The following is a 6069-nucleotide window of genomic DNA, read 5'->3' as shown; positions in this document are numbered from 1 at the left end:
ACCCTCCCCCCCCCCCCCCACCCCCCCCCCCCCCCCCCCCCCCCCCCCCCCCCCCCCCCCCCCCCCCCCCCCCCCCCCTTCCCCCCCCCCCCCCCCCCCCCCCCCCCCCCCCCCCCCCCCCCCCCCCCCCCCCCCCCCCCCCCCCCCCCCCCCCCCTCCGGCCGGCCCGGGGCGTCCTCGGCCTCGTCGGCGGCCGGGGGACCGGCGGTCGATCCGGCCGCGGCGCTGCGGCGCATGTACGTCGACACGAGCCCGTTCAGTTCGGCGCATCTGAGCCTGAACGCGGAGGTGCTGGGTCCCGAGCGGATGCTGTTCGGTACCGACTCACCACCGCTGGCCGTGCCGCTGGAGGAGCAGATCCGCATGATCGAGAAGCTGCCGGTCGACAGGGCGTCGCAGCAGCTGATCCTCGGCGGCAACGCCGAGGTCCTCTTCGACCTCAGGAGTCGTCCGTGACCACCACGCAAGAGGCCGTCACCGCGGCCGAACGCTGCACACCGGAGTTCCGGCGGGACCCCCACACGGTCTACGCCCACCTCCGCGACGCGGCCCCGGTCTGCCCCATGAGACCGCCCCACGGCAACGAGACGTACCTGGTCACCCGGTACGAGGACGCGCGGGCCGCCCTGTCGGATCCGCGGTTGAGCAAGGACATGTACGGGGCCATGGACGCCTACCGGAGGATCTTCGGTGACTCGTCCGTCGCGCTGGACGACAACATGCTCAACTCCGACGCGCCCAAGCACACGCGGCTGCGCAGGCTGGTCAGCTCCGCGTTCACCGCCCGGCGGGTGGAGGCTCTGCGGCCGAAGATCCAGGACGTCGTCCGGGGCCTGCTCGACGAGTGCCCGACCCGGGAGCCCTTCGACCTGTTGCCGGCCTTCGCGTTCCCGCTGCCGATCATCGTGATCTGCGATCTGCTCGGTGTACCGCCCCAGGAGCGCTCGCGGATGCAGAACCTGTCCTCCACGGTGGCTCGGAGCGGATTCGACGAGGAGGCCAAGCGGGCCCAGCAGAAGGCGGAGGAGGACCTGCACGCGTACTTCTCCGACCTCATCGCCGCCAAGCGGAAGCACCCGGGTGACGATCTCCTGAGCGCGCTCACCGCGGTCCGGGACGACGACGGTGGCCTGACCGGGAACGAGCTGGTCTCCACGGCGTTCCTGCTGATGTTCGCGGGTCACAAGACCACCGCGTACCTGATCGGCAACGCCGTGCACCACCTCCTGTCCCATCCCGGGCAGCTGCGCGCGGTGCGGGAGAACCGGGAACTGCTGCGTGCCGCCGTCGAGGAACTGGTGCGCTACGACGGCTCCGTGGAGAGCGGGACGTTCCGTTACGCGACCGAGGACGTGGAGTACGGCGGGACCCGGATTCCCAAGGGCGCCCTGGTCCAGGTCGCCCTCAGTTCGGCCAACCGCGATCCGCTGAAGTTCGACGCCCCGGACGAGCTGAACGTGACGCGTCCGGGCAACGCACAGGACGCGCATCTGGGGTTCGGGCACGGCAGCCACTACTGCCTGGGCGCCCCGCTGGCCCGGCTGGTGACGCAGCTGGCGCTCACCGCCCTGTTCGACCGGTTCCCGAGGATGGCCTTGGCCCACCCCCACTCCGATGCACGGTGGCTGGAGGTCCCCTTCCCGGCCTTCCGCGGCCTCGCGGAGCTGCCGGTCGTGCTCGATCGCTGACGAAACGCTCGTCCCGGCGCACCCGAAACAGTCGAGAGCGGTGCGTCACCTGATATCGAAACGTCGAAGGTACCGGCGGCTCAGGGGCGGCCGGCGGTCGGGGGCGGGGCTGTGCTGCTGCGCTCGACCAAGCTGGTGGCCAGGTCGACGCGGAGCGCGGACGGTGGGTTGCCGCGGGCGAGGTCGATCACCATGCGCGCGGCGACCTCGGCCATCTCGGTCAGCGGCTGGCGGACGGTGGTCAGGGGTGGGCCGACCCAGCGGGCGAGGGGCAGGTCGTCGAAGCCGACGACGCTGAGGTCCTCCGGGATGCGCAGGCCCGACTCCCGTGCGGCCTCGTAGACGCCGAGCGCCTGCAGGTCGTTGCCCGTGAAGATGGCGGTGGGCCGGTCCTCGAGGCGCAGCAGCTCCAGGCCCGCCGCGTAGCCGGTTTCGTGGTAAAAGTTGCCCTCGCGGACGAGTGCGGGATCGAAGGCGACGCCGCCCGTCTCCAGCGCGGCCCGATAGCCGTCGATCCGGGCGCGGCTGCACATCATCCGCCGTGGCCCGGCGATCATGCCGATGCGCCGGTGGCCCAGGTCGAGCAGGTGGCGGGTGGCGGCGAGGCCGCCGTTCCAGTTGGTCGTACCGACCGCCGGCACGTCCTGACCGGGATCCCCCGCCGGGTCCATCACCACGAACGGGATGTCACGACTGGTCAGCTGCGCCTGCTGGGCCTCGTCGAGCCCCGACAGCACCAGGACCACGCCGGTGGGACGGCGGGCGAGCACCCCGTCCATCCAGGACTGCCCGAGGCTGAGCCGGCCCGAGGACTCCGACAGGACGACGCTCATCCCCTCGTCGCGGACGACGTTCTCGACGCCGCGGATGACCTCCATCGCCCAGGCACTCTCGAGCTCGTGGAACACCAGCTCCAGCAAGGGGCTCGATGCGGCGCTGCTGCTGCGTCGCCGCTGGTAGCCGTACTGATGCAGCAGCTCCTCCACCCGCTCCCGGGTGGCGGGGGCAACGTCGGCGCGTCCGTTGACGACTTTCGAAACAGTCGGTGTGGACACCCCCGCCTCGCGCGCAATTTTGGCGAGAGTCGCCGCTCTGGTCACGAGCCCCTCCTGTGCTGCCCTGGTGTGCGAAGTACCTAGTCATCGCGGCTGTACGAGACGGATATTAGCTGGTCAGGGCTCCAGCCGGTACGGCCGAATCGAGACCTGCCAAACCCTTGACGGAGATGGACGTTACGCCTAGGTTTCCCGCAGCATTCGGAAATCTCTTCGAAATTATCGACGGAGTGGCATCCCATGGGTTCTCTTCGCGTGACCGTTCGCAACCGTGCGACCCGGAACAGACTCGCCGCAGCAGCGGCAACGACCGCGCTGCTGCTCGGTCTGACCACCGCATGCGGGTCCAGCGGCGGCTCCAGCTCCGGGACGATCCACGTCCTCGTCTACGGGGACTCCGCGAACAAGGTCGAAAAGCAGATCGTCGACACCTTCAACAAGACCTCGAAGGTCAAGGCGGTGCTGGACACCATCCCCGGCGCCGACTACCAGGCCAAGCTCAACACGATCATCAACACCCCGCAGGCCCCGGACGTCTTCTTCAACTGGGGCGGCGGCAGCATCGCGCCCTTCGCCAAGAAGAACCTCCTGCTGCCCCTGGACGACATGATCGCCAAGGACCCGGGGCTCAAGTCCAACTTCCTCCCCTCGGTCTTCAACACCGCGGTGATCGACGGCAAGTCCTACGGCGTCCCGATGCGCGGCACGCAGCCCGTACTGCTCTTCAACAACAAGAAGGTCCTGGCGAGCGCCGGCCTGAGCGTCCCGCAGACCTGGGACGACCTGCTCAACGACGTCAAGGTGCTCAAGGGCAAGGGCCTGACCCCGATCGCGCTCGGCGGCGGCGACCAGTGGCCCACCCTCATGTGGTTCGAGTACGTCTTCGACCGGGTCGCCGGGCCGGACCTGTTCCAGAAGGCGCTCGCCGGAGACAAGAGCGCATGGACCACGCCGGAGAGCCACAAGGCTCTGGACATGCTGAAGCAGCTGGTCGACGCCGGCGCGTTCGGCAGCAACTTCGACTCGGTGAAGTTCACCGACGGCGGGTCCCCGGCACTGCTGGCCAAGGGCAAGGCCGCCTTCGAGCTGATGGGCTCCTGGGAGTACTCCACCCAGCAGTCCAACAACCCCGACTTCGCCAAGAACGGCCTCGGCTACAGCGCCTTCCCGACCGTCAGCGGCGGCAAGGGCGACCCGAAGGACCTCGTCGGCAACACCAACAACTTCTACTCCGTCCTGAAGAAGACCAAGCACCCCGAGGCCGTGGCGGCCTTCCTCAAGCTCATGTACTCCGACGAGTTCGTGAAGGCCCAGCTCGGCATCGGCAACCTGCCGACCACCACCAACACCGAGAAGTTCCTGTCCACCTCGGCCAGCCCGGACTACTCGCAGTTCCAGTTCGACCTGGTCAAGGCGGCCCCGTCGTTCCAGCTGTCCTGGGACCAGGCCTACCCGCAGTCGGAGGCCACGCCGCTCCACACGGCCATTCAGAAGTTCTTCGACGGCAAGACCGACGCCAACGGCTTCATCCAGGCGATGCAGTCGCTGTCCACCTCCTGAGTAGGACCGATGAGCTCCCTTTCTCTCGCAGCCGTGTCCGGCCGCCGCCTCAAGGCGCGCCGGGCCGGCGTCGGGGTGACCCGCCCGGGCTTCGTCTGGGCGGTACCCGCGACCGTCTTCTTCCTGCTGTTCGCGATCCTCCCGCTGGTGCTGGTCGCGGTGCTGTCCTTCACCAGCTGGGACGGCATCACCTCGCCGCACTTCAACGGCCTGGCGAACTGGACCAAGCTGATCCACGACCCGGTGATGACCCAGAGCGTCTGGCTCACCCTCGTGCTCACCGTGCTCGGGGTCGTGACGCAGACGCCCATCAGCATCCTGCTGGGCGTCTGGGCGGCCGGACCCCAGCGCAACCGGGCCGTGCTGTCCGCGATCTTCTTCGTCCCCCTGCTGCTCTCGGCGACCGCGGTCTCGGTGCTGTGGCGCGCCCTGCTCGACCCCAACTTCGGCATCCCGGGCCAGCTTCCCTGGCTGTTCGGCAACGGCAACCTGCTGGGCAGCCAGGCCGGTTCGATCGCGGTGCTGACCTTCGTCGGAATGTGGCAGTTCACACCCCTGCACGCGCTGCTCTACCAGGGCGGCGCCCGCGCGATTCCGCAGGTGCTCTACCAGGCCGCGGCGATCGACGGGGCCGGCACCGTGCGGCAGTTCTTCCACATCACCCTGCCGCAACTGCGCAACACCATGATCACCTCGATGATCCTCATGGTCGTCGGCGGGCTGACCACCTTCGACACGGTACTGATCCTCACCCAGGGGGGTCCCGGCACGGACACCACGGTCAGCGCCTACTACATGTACGAGCAGGGCTTCAAGGAGTACGACTTCGGCGCCGGCTCGGCCATCGCGCTGGTCCTGGTCGTGGTGGCCACGCTCATCTCCCTGGCCGTCGTACGGCTCTCCGGCTACGACAAGATGCGCAGCACGGCGGAGGGGATCTGATGCGGCAGCGCCCCAACTACCTTGCCGGACTGGGCTCCCTGATATGGCTCGCTCTGATCGGCCTGCCGCTCTACGTGCTGCTGGTGGCGACCCTGCGCACCACCTCCAACTACTCCACCCAGGGCCCGCTGAGCTTTCCGTCGCAGCTGACCCTGAGCAACTACCTCAACGCGTTCTCCAACGGCTTCGGCCAGGACTTCCTCAACACCCTGATCGTCACCGTCAGCGTCGTCGGCATCGTGCTGGTGGTGGTGCCGCCGCTCGCCTACGCCATCGTGCGCGCCCAGGGCCGGACCATCACCGTCGTGTTCCGGGTCTTCCTGCTGGGACTCGCGGTCCCCGCGCAGGCGGTGATCGTGCCCATGTTCTACGTGATCAGCCAGGCCGGGCTCTATGACCACCTGATCGGCGTCATCCTGCCCACCGCCGCGTTCTCGCTGCCGGTGTGCACCCTGGTGCTGACCGGGGCGATGCGCGACATCACACCCGACCTGTACGAAGCCATGGCGATGGACGGAGCCTCTCCGTGGCGGGTCTTCATGCAACTCGTCCTGCCGCTGTCGAAGGGCGGACTCTCCTCCATCGTCGTCTTCTCGGCCCTCCAGGCCTGGAACGGCTTCCTCTTCCCGCTGATTCTCACCCAGTCGGACTCGACCAAGGTGATCACCCTCGGTCTGTACAACTTCCAGACCGAACACGGCGTCGACGTCCCCGGACTGCTCAGCGCCGTGGTGCTGTCCATGCTCCCCATCTTCATCGTCTACCTGTTCGCCCGCCGCGCCCTGGTCCAGGGGCTCATGGGGGTCGGAGGAAAGTGACCGGCA

At 68.7% G+C, this 6069-nt stretch carries 7 protein-coding genes (1 of these 7 cut by a window edge); 6 read left to right on the top strand and 1 reads right to left on the bottom strand.

The window, feature by feature from the left end; all coding sequences use genetic code 11:
• The 3 genes in view from ACZ63F_RS41265 to ACZ63F_RS41255 are tightly spaced (each overlapping or abutting the next) and all read left to right on the top strand, a layout consistent with a single transcriptional unit that may run on beyond the window.
• On the top strand, positions 1-274 hold the 3' portion of the coding sequence (locus tag ACZ63F_RS41265; protein WP_469719072.1) for an amidohydrolase family protein. Its footprint begins 797 nt before the window's first position; the window shows 274 of its 1071 coding nt (coding positions 798-1071); the start codon falls outside the window, past its left edge; the stop codon is at positions 272-274.
• On the top strand, positions 235-456 hold the full coding sequence (locus tag ACZ63F_RS41260) for an amidohydrolase family protein (RefSeq protein WP_469719031.1): 222 nt from the start codon (positions 235-237) through the stop codon (positions 454-456). Before ACZ63F_RS41265 ends, ACZ63F_RS41260 begins: the two co-directional genes overlap by 40 nt.
• Complete coding sequence (locus tag ACZ63F_RS41255) at positions 453-1688, top strand: cytochrome P450 family protein (RefSeq protein ID WP_469719029.1); 1236 nt, start codon at positions 453-455, stop codon at positions 1686-1688. The genes ACZ63F_RS41260 and ACZ63F_RS41255 overlap by 4 nt, the downstream gene beginning before the upstream one ends.
• Before the next feature lie 80 nt (positions 1689-1768).
• Here the strand turns inward: ACZ63F_RS41255 and ACZ63F_RS41250 are convergent, their stop codons facing one another.
• Positions 1769-2788, bottom strand: a complete 1020-nt coding sequence (locus tag ACZ63F_RS41250) for a LacI family DNA-binding transcriptional regulator (protein ID WP_469719028.1) — start codon at positions 2786-2788, stop codon at positions 1769-1771.
• A 195-nt stretch (positions 2789-2983) separates the two neighbouring features.
• On the opposite strand from ACZ63F_RS41250, the gene ACZ63F_RS41245 reads away from it, so the two are divergent.
• From ACZ63F_RS41245 to ACZ63F_RS41235, 3 genes are read left to right on the top strand one after another with little or no spacing between them, the layout of a single operon-like run.
• Positions 2984-4303 (top strand): ABC transporter substrate-binding protein, encoded by a 1320-nt coding sequence (locus ACZ63F_RS41245; RefSeq protein WP_469719026.1) that lies wholly within the window; start codon positions 2984-2986, stop codon positions 4301-4303.
• Positions 4304-4312: 9 nt separating this feature from the next.
• Positions 4313-5245 (top strand): carbohydrate ABC transporter permease, encoded by a 933-nt coding sequence (locus ACZ63F_RS41240; RefSeq protein WP_469719024.1) that lies wholly within the window; start codon positions 4313-4315, stop codon positions 5243-5245.
• The gene (locus ACZ63F_RS41235) at positions 5245-6063 is read left to right on the top strand and encodes a carbohydrate ABC transporter permease (protein WP_469719022.1); all 819 of its coding nucleotides are present in this window, start codon (positions 5245-5247) and stop codon (positions 6061-6063) included. Before ACZ63F_RS41240 ends, ACZ63F_RS41235 begins: the two co-directional genes overlap by 1 nt.
• Positions 6064-6069 lie beyond the last annotated feature (6 nt).

The sequence above is a fragment of the Streptomyces sp. NPDC104761 genome (assembly GCF_055583445.1).
Note: the sequence above shows the minus strand (reverse complement) of the source record. Positions and strands in the feature narration are given on the sequence as shown.

Bases quoted from the DNA above. Each gene is read 5' to 3' on its own strand.
- ACZ63F_RS41245 (WP_469719026.1), top strand. From the start codon at position 2,984: ATGGGTTCTCTTCGCGTGACCGTTCGCAACCGTGCGACCCGGAACAGA.
- ACZ63F_RS41235 (WP_469719022.1), top strand. From the start codon at position 5,245: ATGCGGCAGCGCCCCAACTACCTTGCCGGACTGGGCTCCCTGATATGG.
- ACZ63F_RS41260 (WP_469719031.1), top strand. From the start codon at position 235: ATGTACGTCGACACGAGCCCGTTCAGTTCGGCGCATCTGAGCCTGAAC.
- ACZ63F_RS41240 (WP_469719024.1), top strand. From the start codon at position 4,313: ATGAGCTCCCTTTCTCTCGCAGCCGTGTCCGGCCGCCGCCTCAAGGCG.